This is a genomic window from Phycisphaera sp., from assembly GCA_025916675.1.
GTDB lineage: Bacteria > Planctomycetota > Phycisphaerae > Phycisphaerales > UBA1924 > JAHCJI01.
Map to the genome: position 1 here is coordinate 2,915,514 of CP098402.1, position 25,181 is coordinate 2,940,694.

Annotated in this window: 20 protein-coding genes and 1 tRNA gene; 6 read left to right on the forward strand and 15 right to left on the reverse strand. The window is 66.5% G+C overall.

The features are described 5' to 3' along the window. Positions 1-216 precede the first annotated feature (216 nt). Positions 217-1,455: an HDOD domain-containing protein gene (locus tag NCW75_12370; protein UYV12085.1), complete on the forward strand. Its 1,239-nt coding sequence runs from the start codon at positions 217-219 to the stop codon at positions 1,453-1,455. On the opposite strand, the gene NCW75_12375 is transcribed toward NCW75_12370, so the two are convergent. Together NCW75_12375 and NCW75_12380 are read right to left on the reverse strand one after the other, a co-directional pair. After that, positions 1,452-3,968, reverse strand: a complete 2,517-nt coding sequence (locus tag NCW75_12375) for an alpha/beta fold hydrolase (protein UYV12086.1) — start codon at positions 3,966-3,968, stop codon at positions 1,452-1,454. The two genes, NCW75_12370 and NCW75_12375, sit on opposite strands and share 4 nt — an antisense overlap. Before the next feature lie 5 nt (positions 3,969-3,973). Beyond that, positions 3,974-5,110, reverse strand: coding sequence for a 23S rRNA (adenine(2503)-C(2))-methyltransferase RlmN (locus tag NCW75_12380; protein UYV12087.1), 1,137 nt, complete (start codon positions 5,108-5,110; stop codon positions 3,974-3,976). A 153-nt stretch (positions 5,111-5,263) separates the two neighbouring features. Between NCW75_12380 and NCW75_12385 the strand changes: the two genes are divergently transcribed. Further along, positions 5,264-6,109, forward strand: a complete 846-nt coding sequence (locus NCW75_12385; GenBank protein ID UYV12088.1) for a type II secretion system GspH family protein — start codon at positions 5,264-5,266, stop codon at positions 6,107-6,109. Positions 6,110-6,113: 4 nt separating this feature from the next. Here NCW75_12385 and NCW75_12390 read toward each other — a convergent pair whose 3' ends face one another. Continuing rightward, positions 6,114-6,581 carry a DNA starvation/stationary phase protection protein gene (locus tag NCW75_12390; protein ID UYV12089.1) on the reverse strand — a complete coding sequence of 156 codons (468 nt, stop codon included), beginning with the start codon at positions 6,579-6,581 and terminating at the stop codon, positions 6,114-6,116. Positions 6,582-6,715: 134 nt separating this feature from the next. Between NCW75_12390 and NCW75_12395 the strand changes: the two genes are divergently transcribed. Then, positions 6,716-7,912 carry a serine hydrolase gene (locus NCW75_12395; GenBank protein UYV12090.1) on the forward strand — a complete coding sequence of 399 codons (1,197 nt, stop codon included), beginning with the start codon at positions 6,716-6,718 and terminating at the stop codon, positions 7,910-7,912. On the opposite strand, the gene NCW75_12400 is transcribed toward NCW75_12395, so the two are convergent. Together NCW75_12400 and NCW75_12405 are read right to left on the reverse strand one after the other, a co-directional pair. Continuing rightward, positions 7,909-8,940, reverse strand: coding sequence for a hypothetical protein (locus tag NCW75_12400; GenBank protein ID UYV12091.1), 1,032 nt, complete (start codon positions 8,938-8,940; stop codon positions 7,909-7,911). The genes NCW75_12395 and NCW75_12400 overlap by 4 nt on opposite strands. A gap of 2 nt (positions 8,941-8,942) precedes the next feature. After that, positions 8,943-9,671, reverse strand: a complete 729-nt coding sequence (locus NCW75_12405) for a type 1 glutamine amidotransferase (protein ID UYV12092.1) — start codon at positions 9,669-9,671, stop codon at positions 8,943-8,945. Positions 9,672-9,803: 132 nt separating this feature from the next. Between NCW75_12405 and NCW75_12410 the strand changes: the two genes are divergently transcribed. Beyond that, a complete protein-coding gene (locus tag NCW75_12410; GenBank protein ID UYV12093.1) occupies positions 9,804-11,372 on the forward strand; it encodes a serine protease in 1,569 nt (522 codons plus the stop codon). A gap of 94 nt (positions 11,373-11,466) precedes the next feature. Here the strand turns inward: NCW75_12410 and NCW75_12415 are convergent, their stop codons facing one another. Together NCW75_12415 and NCW75_12420 are read right to left on the reverse strand one after the other, a co-directional pair. Further along, positions 11,467-12,135, reverse strand: a complete 669-nt coding sequence (locus NCW75_12415) for a hypothetical protein (protein UYV12094.1) — start codon at positions 12,133-12,135, stop codon at positions 11,467-11,469. Positions 12,136-12,141: 6 nt separating this feature from the next. After that, entirely contained in the window at positions 12,142-13,071 is a 930-nt protein-coding gene (locus tag NCW75_12420; GenBank protein UYV12095.1) for a PfkB family carbohydrate kinase, read from the reverse strand. 86 nt (positions 13,072-13,157) lie between these two features. On the opposite strand from NCW75_12420, the gene rarD reads away from it, so the two are divergent. Continuing rightward, complete coding sequence (gene rarD / locus NCW75_12425) at positions 13,158-14,099, forward strand: EamA family transporter RarD (GenBank protein UYV12096.1); 942 nt, start codon at positions 13,158-13,160, stop codon at positions 14,097-14,099. 3 nt (positions 14,100-14,102) lie between these two features. Here rarD and NCW75_12430 read toward each other — a convergent pair whose 3' ends face one another. Further along, complete coding sequence (locus NCW75_12430) at positions 14,103-15,815, reverse strand: CIA30 family protein (GenBank protein UYV12097.1); 1,713 nt, start codon at positions 15,813-15,815, stop codon at positions 14,103-14,105. A gap of 246 nt (positions 15,816-16,061) precedes the next feature. Then, positions 16,062-16,134, reverse strand: a tRNA-Lys gene (locus NCW75_12435). 189 nt (positions 16,135-16,323) lie between these two features. On the opposite strand from NCW75_12435, the gene NCW75_12440 reads away from it, so the two are divergent. Beyond that, complete coding sequence (locus tag NCW75_12440) at positions 16,324-16,821, forward strand: glycine zipper domain-containing protein (protein ID UYV12098.1); 498 nt, start codon at positions 16,324-16,326, stop codon at positions 16,819-16,821. Positions 16,822-16,837: 16 nt separating this feature from the next. On the opposite strand, the gene NCW75_12445 is transcribed toward NCW75_12440, so the two are convergent. The 6 genes from NCW75_12445 to NCW75_12470 form a co-directional block, all read right to left on the reverse strand. Next, positions 16,838-17,440: a hypothetical protein gene (locus NCW75_12445; GenBank protein UYV12099.1), complete on the reverse strand. Its 603-nt coding sequence runs from the start codon at positions 17,438-17,440 to the stop codon at positions 16,838-16,840. A 23-nt stretch (positions 17,441-17,463) separates the two neighbouring features. Continuing rightward, on the reverse strand, positions 17,464-18,252 hold the full coding sequence (locus NCW75_12450) for an exodeoxyribonuclease III (GenBank protein UYV12100.1): 789 nt from the start codon (positions 18,250-18,252) through the stop codon (positions 17,464-17,466). Positions 18,253-18,277: 25 nt separating this feature from the next. Beyond that, positions 18,278-19,759, reverse strand: coding sequence for a sigma-54 dependent transcriptional regulator (locus tag NCW75_12455; protein ID UYV12101.1), 1,482 nt, complete (start codon positions 19,757-19,759; stop codon positions 18,278-18,280). Between the two features lie 5 nt (positions 19,760-19,764). After that, positions 19,765-20,595, reverse strand: coding sequence for a sensor histidine kinase (locus NCW75_12460; GenBank protein ID UYV12102.1), 831 nt, complete (start codon positions 20,593-20,595; stop codon positions 19,765-19,767). A gap of 129 nt (positions 20,596-20,724) precedes the next feature. Beyond that, positions 20,725-23,691, reverse strand: a complete 2,967-nt coding sequence (gene ileS, locus NCW75_12465; protein UYV12103.1) for an isoleucine--tRNA ligase — start codon at positions 23,689-23,691, stop codon at positions 20,725-20,727. Between the two features lie 252 nt (positions 23,692-23,943). Then, positions 23,944-25,047: a hypothetical protein gene (locus NCW75_12470; protein ID UYV12104.1), complete on the reverse strand. Its 1,104-nt coding sequence runs from the start codon at positions 25,045-25,047 to the stop codon at positions 23,944-23,946. Positions 25,048-25,181: the final 134 nt, after the last annotated feature.

A 25,181-nucleotide genomic window follows, 5' to 3' on the forward strand; every position in this document is an offset into this window, starting at 1 on the left:
CACACTTCAATGCAGGTCCGAATAAACCCGTTTCGTTTCCTGTACCGCCCAACCCTGGGTTGGCGGTACAGGAAACGAAACCGCTTCTTATCACCCCCCGCCCCGCACGATCCTTACCACCTTCCCCGCTTCCCATCGATCCCAGTAAGTCGCCCCCCGCCCGCCGCCGATGCTCTGCTGGCAGCGCCTACCTCGCCGTGGGCCCAGGGGAACGCCGTGGCAGGGAAGGTCCGCGCCAACTTGAGCAGTGCCGAGGTCGAGGCCCTCACCGACCTCCTCATGCGCAAGCTCGATGCGATGGTCATCGAGACCCAGCCCGAGGTGGCGGCCCGATTGCTCGAACTGGTGGCCGACCCCGATGCCGGGCTGGCCGACTTCGCCGCGGTCATCCGCACCGACACCGCCCTGAGCGGACGATTGCTGCGCATGAGCAACTCGGCCTACTTCGCCCAGCGCGAGCCGGTGACCACGCTCGAACGCGCCTGCGTGCTGCTGGGCATCAACCGCATCCGCGCCCTGGCCTTGGGCTTCTATATGAGCCGCGCCATCGACGCGGGCGGTGAGAAGCGCTACGGCCGGATCATGTGGGGCAAGAGCCTGCTGCGTGCGTGCTTCGCCGCCAAGCTGGCCGAAGCCATCAAGCCCAACCTGTACGCCGAGGCCTTCCTCATCGGACTGATGCTCGACGCGGGCATCCCGCTGGCGCGCACGCTCATCGGTCCTTCCCAGTTCGACGTGGCCTGCCCACCCAACCAGCCGCCGTCACGCGCGTTCAAGTGCGGGGCCGAGCACTTTACCTACACGCACGTGGACATGGCCCGCGCCCTCATGCGTCGCTGGCGCGTGCCCGACGTTCTGGCCAAGCCCATCCTTTGGCACCACAGCCCGCCGCAGAACCTCGAGAGCACCGAGCCCATCCACGTGCTGCACCGCGTGTCGTTCTACGTCGGCTCCATGCACATCGAGCACGAACCCCCCGCCGCCATGGCCGTCCCCCTGCCCACGCTGGGCCAGAAGCTCACGAGCCTGACCGGTGGCCAGATCGGTGCCATCTTCGCCGACGCCTGCAAGGAGTACGCCACCGTCCGCGAGTTCTTCGGCCAGGTCGCCGACGGCATCACCGACGTCGAGGCCCTAGGCATGCGCGTCCACGGCACGCTCAACAAGCTCATCGAGAAGTCGATGGAAGAGGATCTCCAGCAAGACACCGGCATGGCCTCGGCCACCTTCCGGTTCCACTCGGGCTCCATCGAGGTACAACGCGACGCGGAGAACACCGACTTCGCCGTCGCCTACATCGTCGATGAGGCCGGCACCCGCCAAGCCGTCCACCGATTCCCCGTTGGCTCGGCTAGCGCCGCCGACGTTCTGCTGGAACTCAGCCTGGAACAGGACGACATCGACAGCGCCGAACTCGAGAGCATGACCGACTACCTGCGTGCGATCGCGGCCTAATCGGCAAGCGCGTTCTCGGGCCGCACACGACGCGCCTTGAGCACCATGAGGATCAACTCCAACGGCCCGACCGGCTCGTGCCCCATTGCCCGGCGCATCGCACCCAGCCGATACGCGTGGCACCACTGCTTGCTCATCACCTCGATGGCCCACCACCACGTGCGCGTCGGGTCGTACACGTTGGTCGCCTCGGCCGACGAGCCATTGAGCTCGATCACGCTGAAGCCGCGCCCGGCCTTGAGGGCTTCCTCGTCGCTGTAGCGAATGTCAAACCGCCCGATGTCGAGCCCGCCGGGCAAACCGTCGCTGTTCGGGAACTTTCGACAGATGTCGTCGATCACGTCGGTCAATCCGTCGGTGATCAGGTGCGCCCCATCCTCGAAGCGGCACCCCTGCGCGTGGTTGCCCGCCAGCCCCATCTTCACCCGCTCGTCTTGCGGTGGCACCAGGTCGATCGCCCGCCCGAAGCGCTTGGCAAACAACGGCTCCTGCACACGGAAGCGGTCATCGTTCAGCACGAGCTGCCGCAGCGTGCGCTTTCCATCGCCCACGATGGTCGGAAAGATCTTTCGCGTCACCGAGAAGATCTCGCCCTCGCGCCCGTGCTCGTCGGGATCGCCCGGCGGCCGCAATCGCACCCAGAACAGCCCCACCTCGTGTGGCGCGGGGTCGTACTTCTGGATGACCATATCGGTCTGGACGCGGTCGATCTGCTCGCGCACGTCCCGTGTGTTGTGGCACACGCGCACCGATCGCCCCTGCTCGCCGCGGTCGGGCTTGATGACCACCGGATACCCGCCCAGGTCGGGCCGCAGCCGCAACAGCTTCTCGACGCGTGCTAAACGCCGCTCGGGGTCGCTGTGCATGCGCAGCAGGGCCGTCGGGAGCAGCGGCGCGCCAGCCTTCTCCAGAGCCCCGGAGATCGTGCTCTTTCGTTCGCCAATGAACCCGCCCGCGCCAGCGATGCCCGGGTTGGTGGCGGTGAACACGACCGGATGCCTGTACCGAAGCACCTGCGTGACGAACGTGGGCGTGAGCAGCACGTAGCTGATCCAGCTCGGCCAGAACTCGTGGCTGATCCACCGCCACACCTGGGCCCGGATGCGCTGGCGGTTGCTCCGCGTCCACACACGCGGCGCGATCCATGTCAGCGGGGCCACTAGCGCGATGACAACGAGCAACGCCACCACGCCGTACCGATCGACCGCCCACCACCCGCCAAAACGCACCAGCACCCACGCGGGGAACAACGCCACGATGCCCACGAACAGGCACAGCACCCGCCGCCACACGCCCGGCCCGCGGATGACGATCGCCACCGCCAGCCCGAGACTGGCGACACCATAATCGACGTACATGCCCGCCACCAGCGCCGCGACGATGACCAACCCCACGCGCCACCACGCCATCGCGATGAGCGCCACGACCAAGGCCTCGAGCGTCCAGTGCCGCGTTCGCAACCACGTCGCCACACGATCGAGCGTGCGAGTCATAGCACCGTGTTCGGCTCTGGGCGAAACGTCCACCGTCGAACGCACCGGCACGGCAACAGGGCTCTGGTATGTGCGAACGAACGCCGCGATGTGCGCCGCCAGCTCATCGGGCTGGCTGAAGGGCATCATGTGGCTGCCATCCAGGCGCACCAGCGTTGACTTCGGTGCGAGATCGTGGTGCGCCTCGGCCGCCCACGGCGCGACCAGGAAGTCCTGCTGGGCCTGGATGATCAGCAGCGGCTCGTCCAGATCGCGCAGCACGGTGTCGAGCGGCCGCTGATCGGTGTGCATGAAGTTGCGGATGAACGAGTACCAAAAGTTGCGAGGCCCGAGCATGCCGAAGTGGGGCACCAGCTCGACCGCCCCGAACACCGCGGCGTATCCCAGGGCGTACTTGGCCTTCTCGAAGAGGTAGTCGCCCGATCCCTCGGTCCGCTGCGCGCCGGTGGCCATCATCATGGCCAGCGAAGCAAGCTCGACACTGGCCTCGCCGTCGAGCTCCGACATCTCCAGTACGACCGCCCCACCGTTGCTCCACCCCAGCACGTGGACACGGCTCGGCGCATTGCCACTTGCGTGCAACTCGTCGAGCAATGCCAGGCACGTGTGCGCCATCGCCCGTGCCGACATGTCTTTGACCCAAGGCTCCGATCCGCCAAACCCCGGCAGGTCGACCGCGACGGAGTCAACGCCCCGAATGGCGAGCGACGGCCCGAGCGCCTGGAAGTTCGTCGCATCACCGGGGGAACCATGGATCATCAGCACGAACGGCGCGTCGGGATCGCCCGAGTGCCACGCCTTGTACGCCACGCGCGCCTCGTGCCCCTCGCGCGGGCCGTCGGCGGTCATCTCGGGCAGCGTCACCTCGCCAGAAGGTGTCGGGGGGAGCGTGACCGCCATCATCCGAGGATCGACCACATAGAAGACGTGCGAGGCCAACAGCAGCACCAGGTACACCCCCAGCACCACACGCCAGCTCACGCGCCGCTTAGGCCTGGTCCAGTGCTCGGTGCCGCGCACCCGCGTTAGCGTCCGCCGCCGATGGTGATCGGCGTGAGTGGTGTCATGGGCCCCACAACCCGCCGGCGTCGGATCGCCGGGTTCCCAAGCTGCCCGCACGCGGCCATGGTGCCCCGCCCCTTAGTGCGACGCCGCTTGACGAACACGCCGCGCGAACTCAGCCGCTCGACGAACCGATCGACATCGGCCTCATCTGGCGCGGGCCACGGGCTGTCACGCCTGGGGTTGTACGGGATCACGTTGAGCATGCACCGCAACGGCGAGACCCACTCGGCCAGCTCGTCGGCGTGCTCCATCGCGTCGTTCAATCCGGGGATCAGCACGTACGCGATCAGGTAGGGCTTGCCCGTGCCGTTTGGAAAGTCCAGCAGGGCGTCGCGGAGCTGGCCCATTGGCATGGCCCGGTTGATGGGCATGATCTGGTTGCGGATCTCGTCGTTAGGCGCGTTCAGGCTGATCGACACGCCAAGCCGGTGCCAGCCGGGTTGCAGCACCGCCTCCCTCAGCCGTGCCAGCCCGTCGAGCCGCCCCACCGTCGACACCGTCACCTTGCTCATCGCAAGCTCGGGCCCCGAGCGATCGGTCAGGATCTCGATGGCCTTGAGCACCGAGTCGGTGTTGTCCAGCGGCTCGCCCATGCCCATGAACACGAGATTGGCGGGCGAGGCTCCGAGCTGATGCCGCGCCGCGTGCCACTGGCCGACGATCTGGGCTGGCGTGAGCGAGGCCATGAGCCCCATCTGCGCGGTCTCGCAGAAGCCGCAGCCCATCGCGCAGCCCACCTGGCTGCTCACGCACAGCGAGTGGGCCAGCCTGCCCTTCCGCCCAATCATGGGGATCACCACCGATTCGGACTCGAGCTTCACGCCCTGCCGCTCGATGTCGAGCTCCTGCACGAACTTGGTGATGACCCCCTCGGGGGTGTCCTCGCTCTCTCGCCGCAGCACCGGGCCCACGCGCGGCGCGCCCACCTGGCCGAAGACCGGGTCGTCGGTGCGGCCTTCCCGCATGAACGCCTTGTACGCCCGCAGGGCCCATAACCTCCGGCCCTTCACCCGTGGCCCCACGGCGTCGACCCACTCCTGGCTGGTCATGGCCAGGGGGTTGGGAGTGTCGTGGGCGTGCTCGGCGGCGGGGGGCATCGCAGCGATCGTACCGCCAACGCGGGCAGATTGTGAGGATCCGGCCAAGGGGACAAAGGGGCATGAAGTTGGCTTCAGGAACGGTCGAAGTCTGGGGCTTAGTCACCGCCTGGCGCAGGGGCCGGGCGGTGGGCACAGCCAGCGGAGCCGCCGATGCCCCATTGCCGACGCCCGGAACGAGCCGGGTTCACGCTCATCGAGTTATTGGTCGTCATCGGCATTATCGCCGTGGTGGCCGCCCTCACCATGCCGGCGATCGCCAGCGCCCGCCAGAGCGCCCGCAGCACCATCACGCTGCAGCGCATGGGCCAGCTCTCAACCGTCGCCAACCTCTACGCCAACGACTCCAAGGACCGAATCTGGACAGCTCAGGACTGGCTCAAGACCATCGAAGGCGACACCGCGATCCCCGGCGTGCTCATCGAGGGTGGGTATCTCACCAACGACGGCATTCTCGAATGCGCGGTGAATGGCCGGCGCCTGCCGGCGCGTGCCTCCGGTGGCCACGCCCCAACGCCTCCTCCGGGCCTGTACGCCCACGCCGAGGTCGATAGCGACTTCGCGTTCGTGCATCAAGTCGAGGGGGCGCGGCTCGGGCTTCATACCCAGTTCGCCTATTACGCTAACCCCACCGATCGCGGCTGGAGCGGCGGCGTGTGGCTGGAAGACGAGACCGCGCTGGAGAACCTGCCCGGCGTGCCGATCTTCGTCGAGGAGAACCCCGCGTTCTACCACGCCAACGACGAGATGCTCACCTTCAAGGGCTTCGACCAGCTCGACCGCCGCCACGACGGGGGCGGGGGCACGGGCAGGTCGATCATGGCCTTTCTTGATGGCCACGCCGCGGGCACAGCCCCGCCGGCCGACGACTCGCCCGATGGCCTGGAAGTGAGCGACCTGACAGCAGCCCACTTCTACCTGAGCGCCCGTGGCGGCCGCTGGCGCGCCATGACGTTCAGCAGCGAGTACCGCTACGGCTGGGTGAACGACCCGCGCTAAGCCCTCATCCGCCCTGGTGCCAAGCGCGCAGCATCCACACCTTCTTCTCGATCTCGTCGCCGATGGCGTCGAGGATGTTCACCGTCGTGCGATCGCCCGCGTCCTCGGCGTCCTCGATGACGTCACGCACCTCCCGGTGGATGCTCAGCAGGTCGGCCACGACGTTCTCGATCATCCGCTTCTCGTCGGGCGAGCCTTCTTCCTCGGCGATGCGCGTGTGCTCCAAACAGCGTGCCAGCGTGGGCAGGGGCGTGGCCTCCTTCGCGCGCACACGCTCGGCGATGTCGTCCAGGTGCGTCGTCCAGGCGGTGTAGAGCTCCTCGAACTGCTCGTGCAATTCGAAGAACTGGCGGCCGCGAACGTTCCAGTGGTAATTCTGGAGCTTATAGCGGAAGACGGCCGCATCGGCCAGCAGGCTGTTCAGGCCTGAGATGATCTTGGCATCGATCTCGGGGTTGCTGCCTTCGCTCATATCGCTCTCCTGTGCCACTGGACGGCCTTGGGCCGGGTGATTTCTGTGGGCAATACCCCTGGGGCTTGCTCGTTCCTGGTGTAGTATTGTAACGCCACGGTGGGCTTCGGATGGTCATGAGGGGAGACTCACGAATGCGCTTGGCACTCTCGCTGACGACGCTTGCCGCCCTCGCTCCATCGTGCTGGGGTCAGTGCGATTACACCCAGGCCAACACCATCGCCGCCATGATCGTTGATGATCGCCCCCTGCTCGACGGTGCGAGCCTGCGATTGGAAGACCCGCTCATCCCCGGCACCAGCCTGGAGAGCTTCTACGGCGATTACGGGCCGGGCACAGTCGTTCCCATCGCCAGCGCCACGAAACTTCTCTCAGCGATCGTCATCATGACGTGCGTCGAGCAAGACGGCCTCGACCTCGACGCACCGGTCTCGACGTATCTGCCCGAGTTTCGAGGCGCCAAGGGCACGATGACCGTGCGGCAGATGTTCAGCCACACGTCGGGGCTGCCCAGCAACAGCATCTTCGCGTTCGATCCGACGATCACGCTGGCCCAGGCTGTGTCGCGTATCGCGCTCTTCACACCACTCGAAGCCACGCCGGGCACCGACTTCTGTTATGGACAGGTGAGCATGCACGTGGCCGGCCGCGTGTGCGAGGTGCTCACCGGCACCGATTGGGACACGCTGTTCGCCGAGCGCGTGGCGATGCCGCTCGGGCTCACCTCGACCAACTACGACGGGCTGTACGTGTCGGACAACCCGCTCATCGCCGGCGGGGCCGAGAGCAGCCTCGGTGATTACGCACGCGTCATCCGAATGCTCATGAACGGCGGCGAGTATCGAGGCGCGCGGATCATCGAGCCCGCGTCCGTCGAGTTGATGTTCACCGACATGACCGTCGGCCTGCCCATCCGCTGCACGCCGGCTTCGACGCCTGACGATCACTACGGGCTTGGCGCGTGGGTGCAAACCAGGCCCGACGGCACACGCCGCATCGACAGCCCCGGCGCGTTCGGATACACACCGTGGATCGAGCTCGATAGCACGGGCGAGGCCGTCCTGGGCGGCGTGTTCATGATCGAGGACGCGTTCTCGGATCTCGAAGCCGACATCACCGCGATCCAGGACGCCGCGCTCGACGCACGGCTGGCATGCACGCCCTGCGCCGCCGATGTCGACCTCGACGGCGAACTGACGCTGTTCGACTTCCTGGCATTCCAAACCGCATGGGACGCCCAAGCCCAGGCCGGCGACTTCAACCGCGACGGCGTGTTCGATCTGTTCGACTTCCTGGCGTACTCCAACGCGTTCGACGCTGGGTGCTTCTAAGACGACCCCTGCTTGCGCTTGCGGGGTGAGGTCGCCGGCTTCTTGAGCTGGGCGGCCGTGAACGAGCGCCCGGTCGTACGCTTGTCCCACGTGTGGGCCGGGCCGCGGCTGGTCTCGTAGTCCATCCACATGTCGAGCCAGTAGCTGCGGAAGGCCTGCCCGCCCTGGCCGATGCCGAAACGCTCGTAATGCGCCGTCACCAGCTTGAGCACCTCGCGGTCGGTGCCGTCGAAGCCCAGCACGCTTCGGCCATGCCTCACGCTCTCGGTGTCCAGCGGCAGGAAGCCGTACCGGCCCAGCAATTGCATGATGTTGTGGGCGGCATATGGCCCGATGCCCGGCAGGTCGAGCAGGAACTGGCGGACCTCCTCGTCGGGCGTCTGCGGGTCTTCGAGCCAGGCCTGGGGAACCTGGCCCTTGTGGAACAGCCTCGCGAGATCGATCAAACGCTGGTCCCGATAGCCTACGCGGCTGCGTGATCGCAGCCAGGTGGCCTTCTTGCGAGAGAGTTGCTCGGGCGTGGGGAAGGCGTGGATACCGCTTGGCGTTGGCGAGCCCACACGCGCACACAGCGCCGCGTTCATGTCGATCGTGCCCGGCCACTGCACGTTGCAGCTCGTGATGGTCTTGGCCATGTCCTCGAACAGCGTAGCCGAGCGCATGAGCCGGCCGCGGCCGCTGAAGCGCCACCGGTCGTCGACGGCGTGGAACGCGGCGATATCGTCGGCGCTCTCATCGAGCCGGAGGATGCGGGTGACCATGGCCCGGGCCTGGGCGCACTCGCTGCGCGTCAGCGAGCGATCGGCGGTCACGGTCAGGTGCATGCCCACGCGCTGCTGGCGGATGACCACGCGGGCACCACCGTCCTCGAGCGCCAGGGCGGCAGCATAGACGGAGGAATCGGGATACCACTCGTAGGGCTCGAGCAGGAAGTAGCCATACGAGCACGCGTCGCGGGCCAGATCGAAATCTGCCGGGGCGTTGATCCGCAGGCGTGTGGGCCTGGAAGTCGTCGAGAGAGCCGCCACGCCTACACCGCCAGCAGACGGTCGAACGGCACCGCGAAGGAGGCGATGTTGAGACACAGCCGATCGCACGCCCGCGCGAACAGCGCGTAGTGCTCGTTCAACTCGCCCTCGAGCTGGTCGAGCGTCAGGGGCAGATCGCTATGCGTCTTCTTGAGCGACGAGAGGTGCCGGGTGATGCCCGGGCGATCAAACTCGAAGTGGTACTGGAAGCCGTAGGTGCGGATGCCAGCCTTGAAGCACTCAACCGGCGTGGTCTCGCTCTTGGCCAGCACCGTCGCGCCGGGGGGCGCCTTCGAGACGTGGTTCTCGTGGCTCTGAAACATGGGCACGTTCCACGGCATGCCCGCCAGCATGGTCTCGGTCTGCCCGACCACGGTCATTTCGACGGGCTCGAACCCGAGGGCCATTGTGGGCAGCTTCTCGACCTCGCCGCCCAATGCGCGGGCGATGAGTTGGTGGCCCATGCATAGCCCGATGACCGGCATCTCGGCCTCGTGGGCCAGACGGATCAGATCCATGGTCTTGGTAATCCAGGGCAGATCTTCGGTAGGTGCGGCGGGGCTCCCGAGAACAATCAGGCCCTGGGCACCGTCCATATCGGGGGGCACCGCTGCCTCGCCGTCCTGGTCGATGCGGCGGTAGTCGAGCTTGAAGCCGTGGTCGCGCAGGGTGACCCCCAAGCGAGCCGGCCCGAGATGTTGTCCGTCCTGAAGAACGATGATGGTGGCCATGGGAGCCGATGTTAGCGTGTGGCGGGCGTGTCTGCCGGGGTCGGCGGCGGGCTCTACGCTGTTGGGGCCCGAGCCAGACCGACCAGGCCCTACAGACCCGCCAGACCAAACGAATCGGCCCAGGAGAATGACGTGAAGAAGACAAGCATTCGCTTTATCCGGACCCTCCAAGCCGGCTCGTGCGTCCTCGCCGCGCTGGCCGTCGGGCTGACCCCGGCGGCCGCCCAAGACGACCCGTCCGGCACGCTGGTGCTCGAGACCCAGCCCGAGACGGTCCCGGCTGACATCCGCGAGTCGACCGTCAAGATCTTCACGACTTCTCGCGGCCCGGACCTCACCCGCCCCTGGACGCGCCAGCAGGCGGCCGACTCGACCGGCTCGGGCCTGGTGATCGACGGCGGACGCATCCTGACCAACGCCCACGTGGTCGAGTACGGCCAGCAGATCTTCGTGCAGCCCTACCTCACCAGCCAGCGGCTGGCGGCCAGGGTCATCGCCCGCAACACGGGCATCGACCTCGCGCTGCTCGAACTGGAAGATCCCGGCGCGATCGACGGCGTGCCCATGGCGGCGCTGTCGTCGAACCTGCCCGACATCGGCGACAAGGCCAACGCCCTGGGCTACCCGATGGGCGGCGAGGAACTCTCGATCACCGAGGGCATCGTCTCGCGCATCGAATTCGTCGGCTACAGCGCCGGCACGCTGGGCTTGCGCATCCAGGTCGACGCCGCGCTCAACCCGGGAAACTCGGGTGGGCCGGTCACCGTCAACGGCGAGGTCGTCGGCCTGACATTTAGCGGCATATCGCAGGCCGACAACATCGGCTACATCATTCCCAATGAAGAGATCCGCCTGTTTCTCGACGATATCGAGGACGGAGAGATCGATGGCCGTGCCTTCCTCCGTGAGACCTTCGACAACACCCGGAACCCCGGCGTGCGCGCCAAGCTGGGTTTGACCCCGCAACTCGACGGCATGGTCGTGGCGGGCGCGATCGAGGGCCACCCCCTCAAGTCGTGGGACGTGATCACAAGCATCGCCGGTCGCAGCGTTGATAGCCAGGGGCTCGCCAGCCTGACGGGCGACCTTCGCCTGTACTTTGAGTACTTCGTGCATCACGGGCTGAACGATGACGACACCATCACCCTGGGCGTGCTGCGTGACGGCGAAGAGATCGAGGTCCGCTCGCCCGTCGTGCGCGGCGATGACGACTTCTTCGAGGGCCTGGACAACACCTACCCCAGCTACATGGTGTTCGGCCCGCTCGTCTTCACGCCGGTGTATCAGGCCCACGTATACGGCCTCGACCTGGGCCGCATGGCGGCGCGGCGGAGCCCGATCGTGTCGCGGGCTTACAAGGGCAAGGACGAAGACGCGGAGGTTCAGGAGTACGTCATCCTGGCCGGCGGGCTTCTGAACCACCGTGTGAACCTGGCCTACGAGATCCCGCCGTTCTCGACGCTCAAGAGCATCAACGACACGACGATCACCAGCCTGGAGCACTGCGTCAAGACGCTCAAGGAACTGGCCCAGTCCTCCGAGGAATTCATCACGTTCGAGTTCTACGACCGCGGCGCCGACCGGCTGGTGTACAAGCGTACCGACATCCTGGGCTCGATCGAGGACGTCCTCAACGAGAACGGCATCCGCCGGCCCATCTCGACCGACCTCGCGGACTTGTGGCCCGACCTCGGGGAGTAAGTCTCTCTTACAAACCCCTCGCGCGAGCGAGGGGAGAGGTTATTCGATCGTCTATGCCCCTCGCTCGCGCGAGGGGCTTGTTTATGCACCGTGCTTACCTACCAACCTCCGGCGCGGTCGCGTACACCGCGACCGTCGCATCGTGCGGGCCCAGGTAATCCTGCCGGAACAGCATGTTCCCACTGGCGCGCTGGGCCCACTTGAACACGTTGCCGCTGTGGAAGCGGTTGGCCGGGCCGGTCGATTCACGACGCTTGCGGCCGGCCGAACTCAGAAAGTTGAAGGCCAGCACCGCACCCTCCAGCCGATGCAACGCGTCCCAGGCGCGATCGAGCACGACCATGGCCGTGCGCTCGTCGAGGGTGTTGAGCGAGCCACTAAAGACGACCGCGCTCGCACCAAAATCGCGTACAAGCCGATCAAAGAGCCCCTTGTCGCTCACAAAGTCGGCGATGACCCATTGGCTCTCTGGGAACCGCTTCTGCGCGGGCTCGACCAGCTCCGAGATGCCCTCGACACCCACGTACCTGGAAGGTGCCTGGTCGATGGCTTGCAGGTATTCGAGCAGGTCGCCACGCCCCGCGCCAAGGTCCGCAATCACCTTGTTCTTTGGCCGGCACGCCTGCGTCAGCACTTCGAAACGCTTGACCTGGTACTCCTGGCTGCGCCACAGCAGGGCCTCAAACCCCGGCCCGTGCGTGCGGACCGCCTCGCGGTAGGGCTCGAGGTACCGCGGATCGGGCTGGTTCTTATCTGTGGACATGGATTGTCAGTCGACGCGAACCATGCGACTGAACTCGTCGAATCGCATGTCGAGGTCCTGGGTCGTGAGCGTGGCCAAACGATCGAGGCTGAACGACTCGATGTTAAAGCTTGCCACGATCGTGCCGTGCGCGACCGCCCGGTGGATGGCCGCGAACGAGGTCGGGTCGACGCCCGTGTCGCCCTCGCGCGCCAGCGAGCCCATCATGCCGCCGGCGAAGCTGTCGCCCGCGCCGGTGGGATCGACCACGTCCTCGGTCGGGTAGGCCGGCAGGGCGGCGATGCCGTCCTTATGCACGATGATGCAGCCGTGCTCGCCCTTCTTGATGACCACGAACTTGGGGCCCATCTCCAGGATGTGCCGGGCGGCCGTCACCGAGTTGCGCTTGCCGGTGAGCTGCTCGGCCTCGTCGAAGTTCAGCACCAGCCCGTCGATCTGCTCGCAGAGCTGCATGAGCTCGGGCTTGGCGGTGTCGATCCACAGGTCCATCGTATCGGCGACGGCCAGCTTTCGTTGCGAGAGCTGTTCGAGCAGGCCGAGTTGCACCGACGGGTGCGTGTTGGCCAGGAACACATACTTGCTGTCGCGGAAGGCCTCGGGCACCGTCGGCGGCTCTTCGGCCACCACGCCCAGGTCGGTGTAGAGCGTCTCACGCTGGTCCATGTTCTCCATGTACTTGCCGCCCCAGCGGAAGGTCTTGGAGCCCTTGCGGACCTCCAGCCCGCTGTGGTCGACGCCCTTGAACTGCTCCATGGTCTTGCGGAGCTCGTCGGGGAAGTCCTCTCCCACGGCCGCCACGATGCGGATGGGCTCGCAGTAGAAGGACGCGGCGGCGGCGAAGTAGGTACACGAACCGCCCAGCACGTTCTCCCGATGGCCGTGGTCGGGGGTGTAGACGGTGTCGATTCCGATGGTTCCGGTGACAATTAAGGGCATGGAATCAGCATAGGACGAGCCTTGGGGGAAACAACTCCGAGGGGAACACCCCGGGGTACACGGCAGCCCCGCTACGCTCGCCCTTCATGGCCGGCACCACCCAACCCCCGTCGCTCCAGCCCCCGGCCAGCCCGGCTGCGGGCGTTGGGTTTGGCCTGATCGCCTACGTCTGGTGGGGCAGCATCGTGCCCATCTACCTTCGCGCTCTGAGCCGCGGGGACTGGGCAACGTCAGCCGTCGAACTCGTCTCCCAGCGCGTGGTCTTCGGCATCCCCGTGCTGCTGCTGCTCCTCCTGGCGATCGGCCAGTTCGGGCAACTGAAAGCCGCGCTCTTCGAGCCCAAGCGACTCCGCGTGCTGCTGCTCAGCTCGGCCCTGATCGCGTGCAACTGGTTCGTGTTCATCTACTCTGTCGCGACCGACCGGCTCATCGACGCGAGCCTGGGGTACTACATCACGCCGCTGGTGTCGATCGCGCTGGGCGTGATCTTGCTCGGCGAGCGCCCCCGCCGCGCGCAGACGGCGGCCATTATGCTGGCGGTCTTGGCCGTCGTGATCCTGACCTGGCACCGCGGCGGTCTCCCCTGGATCTCCGTCACGCTCGCGCTGAGCTTCGGCTTCTACGGCCTCGTGCGCAAGCGGGCCCAGACCAAGCCCGCCCCGGGCCTGTGCGTCGAGATGCTCGTGCTGCTGCCGATCGCCGTCGGCCTGTACGCGTGGCTGCTGCACTCGGGCCGGGCCGAGATCGGCGAAGGCCCGCCCATGCGAACGGTGCTCATGGCCCTCAGCGGCGTGATGGTGGCCGTGCCGCTGGTCGCCTTCGCCGCCGCCGCGCATCGACTGAGATTAGCCACGCTTGGCATGCTGCAATATCTCGCGCCCACGGGCCAGTTCGTGCTCTCGATCATCTACGGCGAGAAGCTCGATGCGGTCACACTCGTCGCGTTCGGGCTCATCTGGACCGCGCTCGTACTCTACAGCATTGACGCTTGGCGCTGGGGTCAGAAGAACCGCAAGGCCAGCCAATGATCGTTACCGGGAGGCGTTACGAGTTTCAGCGTTGACAAAGCTTTGGTAGGCCATGTCCAACGCCCGGCGATAGATCCACGCCTTTTCGAAGGCCTGCGGCTCCCGCTCGGCCTCCGCGAGACTCTGCTCGAGACGTTCAACGACGCGAGCGCCCAACCGGTCGCGACCCAGCAGCAGCATCGACTCGATCGTCACCTCGTAGATCGCGGCACACGCGGCATGCTGGCCCGCGTTGAACAGCGGAACGCCACGCTCGACGGCCAAGTCGTACAGCCGGGCGGCCCCTGCGTTGAACGACCGAGCCGTTGCACGCCTGGGCTCGCGCGTCGACGGCAGCAGGACGGCGTCGATCAGGTGTACGACGCCGTTGCCAGCCTGGATATCACTAGCGATGATCGAGGCACCGTTGACGCTGAGCGTGCCCTGGTCGATCCCGAAGCCAATGACCTCGCCCGTCAGCGTTTGCGTCTTGCTTGCGCCGAGCAGGTCCCGAGCCTCGAGTCGCCCGGGCACGACGTGCAACGCCAGGATGCTGATGAGCTGCTCGCGATTTGCCGGCTTGAGCAGTGCATCAACCGTTCCATCGGGCAACGCCTCAAAGGCGCTGTTCACGGGCGCAAACACCGTCCACGGACCGTTCTCTGGGCCAAGTTGATCGGCCAGGCCCGCCGCCTTGACGGCCGCGACGAGCGTGCTCAGGTCATCGGTCTCTGATGCGATCGCCGTGATCGAACGCAGCTCGGGCATCAGCACGCCATCGATGACATGGACGACGCCACCATCGAATGAAACATCCGTGGCAACGATCCCAGCGTCGGCCACCATGGCGCCGCCCTTGGCACCGATCGCCACGCTCTGTCCATTCAGCGTCCCGATGGACCGCCTGGAGAGCACCTCAGACGACGACAACGCGCCCGGGGCGATGTGGTAGGCAAGGATGGCACGGAGCGTCTCACGAGCCTCGGGCTTCAGCAGCGCCTCGACCTGCTCGGTCGGCAGTGCTGCGAACGCGTCGTTCGTCGGCGCGAAGATCGTCACCGGCTCGTCGGGCAGCGATAGCTCGGCCGCCTCCACCAGTCGCAGGAGCGTCGTCAGGCCCGCCCGCGAAGCAACTGTTCCGAGGTCCCGCGCGGCGGTCTGGCCAGAGGGCCGCGATTCCGATCCATAGGCACGGATCGATCTCACCTCGAGCTGGAATGGCCCTGGATTCTTATCCGACAGCGATACGCCAATCGATTCGATACGTGTCGGGGCGATCTCGGGCGCACCAGAGATGAGGCGGCCGAACGAATAGAGCCTAAAATCTTCCAGCGGCAGGCGGATGGTCTCCCATTGCCCCTCGGTCGTCTTGAAGTCCTGCTGGTACGCCCCGGCCCTCATCCGCACGTTCGACTGTCGCACGTCGAACTTGTAGGTCCGGCCGTCGCCGCGTACCTCGATCTCGAGGCCCTGGGCACCCTCGAACGCTCCGCCATCCACGGCGGTTCGGGCCTGGCTAAATCCGCCGTTGTTCTCGAGGCTCAGGTCACCACTGAACCGCATGATGCCGGGCTGCGGCGACGACACGCGTCCGCTCGACAGGCCTCCCATCACGCCGTCGACAACGGTGCGCCACCCATCGACCCCGCGTTCGAACTCCATCGAAAAGTCCTGCGCGGTCGCCCAAGCCGAGGACATGCCCAAGGCCACCATCCCCGAAACCAACAGCGTCTTCATCCCGCGGCACTCCCATCTAGCGAGGCGTTCATGCCCCACACGGGCATCGGTCTCGCAGGGGAGTGTGGCCGGCCAAACCGCTCCCAATGAACGCGAGCGTCGGCACACGGGAGAAAGGGGCTTTGCGCTTGGGTTTCTACGTATAAGGCCTCAGCCGACAAGCGCGGGCTGAGTCATGCGGCCTCAGTCAAAGCCGATGTGTGGATCGGGACGCCGGAATCGGGCTTCGCAAGCCACTCCAGCAAGTACCCCCCATAGGACTCGAACCTATAACCCGCTGATTAAGAGTCAGCTGCTCTACCGATTGAGCTAGGGAGGCGTATTGAGGGGCATTGTATCCCGGAAATCGCCGTTGGGGGGCGTTCTCGGGCGATCCGAATAAGGATTTACCCTTGATTTGACGCCCGAAGTGAAACAAGCCCGCTCTAAAGCTAGTAAGTCTTTACTAGACAGTGCCGCCGGTGTGCTCCGCGAGAAGTCCATTGGCGCTCAGCAATGGAGGTGTCTCATGATCCGCAAAACCAACTGGCGTAGGGGTTTGGCAGCCGTGGTGGCGCTCGTCCCACTCGCCCTCATGGGCGGGTGCGCGAACGGGCTGCAGGGGGCGTTTTCCGGCGCGGCCCTGGGCAGCCTTGCCGGGCTGGGCATCGGCTCGGTGACCGGCGACGTCAGCCGCGGCGTGACCACCGGAGCCATCCTCGGTGGGGTGGGCGGCGCGGTCATCGGCGACCAGAATGCCCGGGCCTCGGCCTATAGCACCCGCGGCTCGTACGGCCACACCACCGAGCGCATCGTCGAGCGACCGGTATACACCGATCGGACTGTCTATGTCGATCGGCCCGTGTACGTGCGCCAGAGCCCGGTGGTCGTCTACAAGAGCTGGGGCCACTACGGGCACCGCAGCCACCACTCGGGGCATTACTCGGGGCGCCGCTCATGGCATCACTCGCCGCGGCACTACAGCCCACCACGCCACCATCGCCGGCACTACGACCCATGCCGATAACGCGAATCGTGCGGCGCTAGTCCTGCTTCAGGCCCTCGGCGATGTGCCGGAGGGTGTCGGCCCAGAGGCCCGCCTCGGAGCGGAGATCATCTTCGAGCAGGTCGGCGACGGTCGAGAGGTCGTCGTTGCCCACGGCCCGCTTGAGGTCGTCGAGTTGCTTGGAAAGCGCCTCGGTGCGCTCGTCGAGCTTGCCCTGGCCCGCATAGTCAGACAACGGCTGGCCGATTGCCGCCCCGCCCTGGGCGATCGCCTCGCGCACGGCCTGCCACGTCGAGAGCAACTGGCCGAGTGATCCCATCGCGGCGGCGATGTCGCCGCGGTGGATCATCTCCGCGCACGCGGCGTGCTCTTCCTGGGAGCTATCCATCGCGTCGGCGGCATCGAAGAGCGTCACGCGCACGAGCGAGGTCGGATCGGTGCTGGTCATCTCGACGTGCTCGGCGTTGAGGGCGTCGTCGCTTGGCTCACCCAGGGCCTCGCCCTGCACGGGCTGGCCGTCGAGGAAGACCTCGACGATGATGCGGCCCTGCTCGCGGGCGCTGGTCGCGCCCGCCTCGAGGGCGGCGGCCAGCGATGGGCGGTCGATCGTCAGGCTCTGGCCGTCCAGGGTGGCCTTCATGCGGTGGTTCCTCTCGGCCCTTGCTATGCCTTGGGCAGGTCCAGTTCTGCTACCACGGGCGCGTGGTCGGAGATGCCATCGGCAGCTTCGCGGTCGACCCAGCAATCCTTCATGACCTTTTTGGCGGCCGGGTTGGCCATTAAGTAATCGATGCGCCATCCTCGATCGAGGGTGCGGGCCTGCCCCCGATTGCTCCACCATGTGTATGGGCCATCGGTCTCGCCGTGCTTCTCGCGGATGACGTCGTGCCACCCCGAGTCGAAGATGCCGCCGATCCACTCCCGCTCGTGGGGCAGAAAGCCGCTGTTCTTCTGGTTGCCCTTGGCGTAGAAGATGTCACGCTCGGTGTGGGCCACGTTGAAGTCGCCACCCAACAGCACCGGCGTGCGCTTCCGCTTCAGCGGCTGCACCCACTTGCTGAACTCGGGCATCCATTGCTCTTTGACCGCCTGCCGATGCTCGCCCGACGAACCCGAGGGCATGTAGACACTGGCAACGAACAAGCCGCCCAGATCAGCCGTGATAAGACGGCCCTCGTCGTCGTCATCGGGCTTGGCGTTGGCAAGACCAAAGGTCACGGCCTTTGGCTTGCGTTTCGACAGCATGGCCGTGCCCGAGTAGCCCGCACGTGCGGCTGGATTCCAGACGACATGGTACTTGCCCGCATGGATGAGCGGCTCGGGTGCCTGCTCCTGAAACGCTCGCACCTCTTGCAGCAGCACCACGTCGGCATCGATAGCGTCGAGCATGTCGCCCAGGCCCTTCTTCCAGGCCGAGCGGATGCCGTTGATGTTCCAGGTCGCGATTCGCATGGCCCAGTGTATGGGCCCGGGCCGGTCAGTCTTCGGGACCATCGAGCCCGAGGGCCTTCATCTTCTTGTACAGCGTCGTGCGGTTGATGTCCAGGTCGTCGGCCGTGGCCTGGCGATTCCAGTCGTTGGCCTTGAGGGCCTTGCGGATGATCCGCTTCTCGGGCTCACGCAGCGCGTCGGCCAGCGGCGTGGGCACCCACGGCGTCTCGGCCTGGGGCTCGGGCTCTTGCGACGAGGCCACCGTAAGCAGGCCGGTGCCGTTCTCGATGACCTGGGGCGGCAGGTCCTGCAGCGTGATGGTCGGCGTGCGTGTCAGCACGGCCGCGCGTTCCACGATGTTCTGCAGCTCGCGAACGTTGCCCGGATAGCTGTAGCGCCGCAGCGCGTCGAGCGCCTCGTCGGCAAAGCCGAGGAGCGTCTTGCCGAGTTCTTCCGAATGCTGCTTCAGGAAGTGATCGGCCAGCATCGGCACGTCGTTCACGCGATCACGCAGCGGGGGGATCTCGATCTTGACGACGTTGATGCGGTAGTAGAGGTCTTGCCGGAACTTGCCATCGGCCACCAGGGCTTCGAGGTCCTGGTTGCTCGCCAGCACGACGCGCGTGTCGACCTCGATCGTTTCGTTCGTGCCAACCGGCTCGAAGCGGCGCTCCTGCAGCACGCGCAGCAGCTTGAGCTGCATGGCCGGGCTGGCGCTGTTGATCTCGTCGAGAAATAACGTGCCGCCGTCGGCCGCGAGGAAGCGCCCCGCCTTGTCGGCGTACGCGCCCGTGAACGCGCCCTTCACATGGCCGAACAGTTCGCTTTCCAGCAGGGTCTCGGGGATCGACCCGCAGGAGATCTCGACGAAGGGCTCGTTGCGTCGCGGGCTGTTCTGGTGGATGGCGCGGGCGATGAGGCTCTTGCCCACGCCGCTCTCGCCGGTCATGAGCACGGTCGTCCGGCTCGGGGCGACGGCCTCGATCAGCTCGAAGATGCGCTGCACGCGGTGGTCGCGACCAATGATCCCTTCCAGCCCGTACCGGCCCGCGAGCTGCTGCTTGAGGCGACGATTCTCGCTGAGCAGCTTGTGCTGCCCCAGGGCGCGCTCGAGCGAGACGCGCAGCTCGCTGTCGACCACGGGCTTGGTGAGATAGTCGCTCGCACCCAGCCGGAGCGCCTCGACGGCCGATTCGATCGTGCCATAGCCCGTCAGCATGATGACCGCGGCGTCGTGCTCCTTCTGGATGTGCGCGAGCAGGTCCATGCCGCCCATGCCCGGCATCGAGACGTCGCATATCGCCAGGTCATACGGGTGCGGCACGCGGCTGGGGCCGTCGGTGTGCTGCTCGGCCTTAGCCAACGCTTCCATGGCCTCTGCCGCATCGAAGGCGGTGGCCGCCTCGTAGCCCTCGCGCACGAGGAACTCGGCCAGGCTCTCGGCGATGATCGGATCGTCGTCGATCACCAGCACCTTGTGCGTGCCGGTGTTCTTGCTCGGGGAACGGGTCTTGGTTTCCGTGGCCATCGGGCTCATCCGATGCTCTGTGCGCCGCGGTCTTGCGGCACCGGGTAGCGGGCGCGAAGCACCGCACCGCCCTCGCGCGAGGGCGTCAGCTCGAGCGTGCCGCCCATGTCGCGTGCCACCTCGGCGCTGATGGCCAGTCCGAGGCCGAAGCCCTTGGACTTGCTGGTCACGCCAGGCTCGAACAACCGCCCGGCCGAAAGATCCAGATCGAGGCCCGGCCCGGTATCGCGGATCTCCAGGACGACCTGGGGGCCGTCGTCCTCGTGCTGTTCGAGGGTGAGCTTCAGGGTCACGGTGCCGGGCTTGCCGGAACGCTCGACCGCTTCGATGGCGTTGCGCAGGCCATTCAGTATGAGCGGGTAGATCGGGCCCGCGGGAAGGTCCTCGGCACCGGCTTCGAGCTGGCCGTCGAGGGTCGCCAGGGCCTCGGCCGCCAGCGGCCCGACCACGGCGAGGGCATGCTCGGCGGCCTCGGCCAGCGAGATGGGCGTGCCCCGGGCCACCGTGGGCGAACCGGCCCCCCCGGGAGCCCCGCTGAGCGTGGCGTGCAGGATGTCGCACATGCGTTCCATGGCCTGGTAGGCCGTGTTCACCTGCTGGCGGACGGTGTCGAGCTCGCGGGCGGCGGCCTCGCTCAGCTCGGCGTCGAGCGATTGCCGCGCCAGGGCAAGCTGCCGCATCGAGCCGTCGAGGAGGTTGTTCAGGTCGTGGGCCAGGCTGGTGAGCTTATCGGCCACGGGCACCATGCCCGGCACCCCTGGCGCGGGTCGGCGGGCGGGCCGGCGGTCGCCTGGCGAGGGATCGTTGTCGCGATGATGCTCCATCGCATCGGTCATCGGCCCGCTCGGTGTCCGGGCTGTGTTGCTTTTGGGCAACATGTCCGGGTTCACAGTTCTCGGACGTTTCCTGCCGTCAACATCCCGACCACACGCGCAGGCCCTGCGCCTTGGAATCAGAAGACTTGATCACGCGACGCCCACAGCCTCGGCGTCGCGGTCGCTCAGCAGGCCGCCATCGGAGCGTTCCTTGACCGTGCCATCCCGCTTCCAGGATCGCTCGCAGCGGGGCTCGCTCCGGCGATCGGTAACGGCGACCTGGCCGTCGCCCTCGACCACCTCGACCTTGCTCACGCCGAGCAGGTCGGCCAGATCGACGGGGTCGAAGCTCTCGAGCAGGTTATCCGTGCTGGGCAGGGTGACCCAGGCGTCGAGGGGGTTGTCGATATCCATGCCGCCCTTGTCGGCCGGGCCGCGGGCCTGTTCGATGGCCGCCAGGGCGGTATCGCGGAGGTCCATGATCTTGGCCCACCGTGGATCGGCCTGAACGCCGGTGGTGCCCAAGGCGGTCTCCAGGTGGACGCAGGTGTCGATATCCTCGGCCGGCACGCGGCGGAGGGCGCGGAAGGCCTCGTCGGCGGTGTGGGGCAGGATGGGCGCCAGCAGGCGGCAGAGGCCGTCGGTGATGTGGTGCAACACCGTCTGCGTGCGCCGGCGGCGGGCGTTGTCGGCCTTGTCGCAATACAGCCGGTCCTTGATGGCCGCGAGGTAGATGGCGCTCAGGGTGTCGTTGCAGAAGGCGTAGAGCTTCGCGTGGGCGACGCGGAACTCGTAGCGTTCGTAGGCGGCGAGCACGTCCTTGGTGAGCTTGTCGAATTCGGCGAGCGCCCAGGCGTCGATGCTTGTGGGCTCGATGGTCTTGAGGTCGACCGCTTGGCTTGGCTCGAAATCGCCCAGGTTGCCCAGCAGGAAGCGCAGGGTGTTGCGCACCTTGCGGTAGGCCTCGCCGGCGATATTGAAGAACTCGTCGTCGACCTTGGCGTCGTTCTCGTAGCTGAGCGAGGCGACCCACCAACGAAGGACATCGCAGCCGTACTTGGTGAACAGCGCCTCGATGGTGTCGCCGCGGCTCTTGCTGAGCTTCTGGCCGTCTTTATCGACCATGAAGCCGTGGGTGAGCACGGCCTTGTAGGGCGGCTTGCCGGTCGATGCGATCGAGCAGGCGAGGCTCGATTGGAACCAGCCGCGGTGCTGGTCGGAGCCTTCCAGATAGAGCTCGGACGGGAAGACGCCCAGGCGGTGGCGCATGACGGCGTTCCACGTCGCGCCGCTCTCGAACCACACGTCGAGGATGTCCTCGCCCTTGAGTAGCTCGCCCTTGCTGAGGTTCTTGAGTTCGTCGGACAAGTCGGCGTCATCCGCCGGATTCCAATTTGCCAGCAACTCACTTGGGCTTTCGGTGAACCACGCATCGGAACCGCGCTCGCCGAAGACGTTGGCGATCTCACGCACCAGCGTTGGCGTGAGCACAGCAGCGCCGTCCTTGGTATGGAATGCGGGGATGGGCAGCCCCCAGGCACGCTGGCGGCTGATGCACCAGTCGGGGCGGCTGTCGAGCATGCCACGCAGGCGATTGCGCGCCCAGGCGGGGTGGAAGTTGACGCTCTGCGGATTCTCGGCGTCGACCGAGCGCAGCGACCGCTCGCGCAGGGACTTTTTGTCGTCGCCGTCGACGGTGAACTTGCCGTCGATGCTCACAAACCACTGCTCGGTGCTGCGGAAGATGACCGGCGTCTTGCTGCGCCAGTCGTGCGGGTAGCTGTGCATGAACTTGGCGCTATGGAACAAATGCCCGCTCTCGCGCAAACGCTCCGTGATGGCGTCGTTGGCCTTCCAGATGTGTTGGCCGCGCAGCCACTCGGGGGTGGTCTCGTCGTAGGTGCCGTTGCCCAGCACGGGGCAGTAGATCGGCAGGCCCACGCGCTTGCCGGTGTCGTAGTCCTCGGTGCCGTGGCCCGGGGCGGTGTGGACCAGGCCGGTGCCGTCCTCGAGCGTCACGTACTCGGCGTCGTAGATGGTCCAGCAGTTTTCCGCGCACTCTTCGCCGCCGGGCGTGTATTGCTGGAAGGGGTGGCGGTACTTCAGGCCAACCAGCGACGAGCCCGTGGTCTTCGCGAGCACGTGCACGTCCTCGGCCTTGCCCAGCTTGGCGACGGTGTCGAGCAACGCCTCGGCCACCACGGTCAGGTTTCCATCGATGCGCGCGAGCACGTAGGTGAACTTGGCACCGACCGCCACGGCCAGGTTGGCCGGCAGCGTCCAGGGCGTGGTGGTCCAGATCATGAAGCTGGGCGTCTGGCCGGGACGCTCGGCGTCGGGGATGCCGAAGGCGTCGTAGACCTTCTCCTTGTCGGCGGCCTCGAAGTCGACGAACACCGAGGTGTCCTCGCGGTCCATGTATTCGAGCTCGGCCTCGGCCAGGGCGGTCTCGTTGGCGATGGACCAGTGGACCGGCTTGAGCGCGCGGTACACCAATCCGCGCTCGCACAGGTCGGCGAGCACTTCGGTGACCGCCTTCTCAAAGGAAGGTTGGATCGTCAGGTACGGGTTCTCGTAGTCCGCGAGCGTCAGCAGGCGGATCATCTGCCCGGTTTGCAAGTCGACGTACTTCTTGGCGTAGGCCTCACACTCGGCCCGCACCTGCGCCCGGCGTTCCCATACGTCGAGCCCGTCGAGATCCTTGATCTTCTTGCTCTTGACCAGCTCGCCCATGACCTTGTGCTCGATGGGCAATCCATGGCAGTCCCACCCCGGCACGAATGGGCAGTCCTTGCCCATCATGGTCTGGCTGCGGACGACGAAGTCCTTCAGGGTCTTGTTGGTCAGGTGGCCCAGGTGGATCGACCCGTTGGCGTAGGGCGGCCCGTCGTGGAAGGCGAAGTCGGGGGCGTCGCTTCGTTGCTCGCGGAGCTTCTGATACACCCCCGCCTTCTGCCACCGCTCAACGCTGGCGGGCTCCTTGGTCACCAAGCCGGCCCGCATGGGGAAGTCGGTCTGGGGCAGGTTGAGGCTCTGGCGGTACTTGTTCTTGTCGGGCTTGTTGCCGGAAGCGTCGGCCTTGGTCTTGTTGGGCTTTGGCTGGGTCGATTCGGTCATCTGGTCACGCTCCGATGGGGCCGCCAAAGCCCGGGTGGGCTCGGGCCGTCTGGCAGAGGGGGCAAGGGCTGGGATGGTACGAGCGCGGGCGGACGGCCCGCAATAGAGGAAGCGGCTCGGCGTGGGGCCCCTCAGCGGGGCGAGATAATTCGTGGCGCGGCCAGCATGCGTCAATAGTAGGAACCCCGCCCGGACATGGGCCCGGGCGGGGCTGGATTGCATCCCTCCGAAGAGGGATCCGGAGTCTTGGGCTCAGGGGCAACCGGCCGCGAAGGCGTTCTGGAAGCAGAGGAAGTCGAAGATGTTCAGCACGCCGTCGCCGGTGCAATCGGCGCTGGCGTCGCCCGACACGAACGCGTTCTGGAAGCCCAGGAAGTCGAAGATGGTCAGCTCGCCATCGCCATCGAAATCGGCGTAGCAGCGCGGGACGGGCATCGAGGCGATCACCAGGGCGGACCCCTCCGAACGCGGATACACCGGCGCGGCGAGGCTCAGGCCCACCTCGACCGTCTCGCCGGGCTCGACCGGCCGGTCGAATACGAGGTTCAGGCGATCCTCGCCGTCGAGCCACCAGTCGGCATGTCGCTCGCCCATGGCGTGCACGCGTCGGGGCGGCCACCAGTGCGGGAAGAACGGCTCGGAGCCGGGATCGAAGAATTGGATGCCCCCGATCGGCCCATCGCCGACGTTGGTGATGCCCGTGGCGATCTGGGCCGAGGCGCCACCGATGTCGAGGGTGGCCGAACCCATGCCGCCGGGGGTACCTGGGCCGCCGGGGACGATCGGGGCGATGGAGAGCATGTCGGCGTGTGTTCCATCATCGGTGATGGTCGACAGCCGGACGCGGATCTTGGCCCCGTCGGGCGTGGGGCCATCGAAGCGGATGACGATCGTGCGTTCCTCGTCGTTGGCGATTTGTTTGTCGGCTCCGGTCTTGGTGCCACCCATGAGGATGGAACTCACCACGGTGCCGGGGTCGTCGTCGTTGTCGTACGAGGTGTCGTCCTCGCCGTCGCCGAGCAGGCCGTCGTTGTTGTCGTCGACAAAGTCTTTTTCGGTTCCCTGGATGTCGACGGCGGCGATCTTAACGCCCTTGCCGTCGATGATCGAGGCGGTGACGTCCGTGGCATCCACGCCGGTCTTGTTCTTGATGGTAATCTCGGCCCGGCGCACGCCCGATGCGTCGACGATAGCCGGAGCCCCCTTGGCGACGTCGTGGACCTCGTCTTGAGCGAGAGCTGGTGCCGCGGCGGCGAAGACCGACGCGGCCACACCCACCGCCAGGGCCAGCTTCCCGGTAGGGCCGTGGCGTGGGGTCCGATGGATAGCGGGGTGCTGCAAGGTGTTCCTCAACATGGCAAGGCTCCTTTCAAGATTTCGTGGGGCCAGATGCTGGCCCACCGGAACCAGGAGCGGCAACGCGGTGCGGCCCTCACGGACCGCGCCGGGCATTCCTGCCCGATTGGGCCCGCACCGGCTTGTGGCGTCCT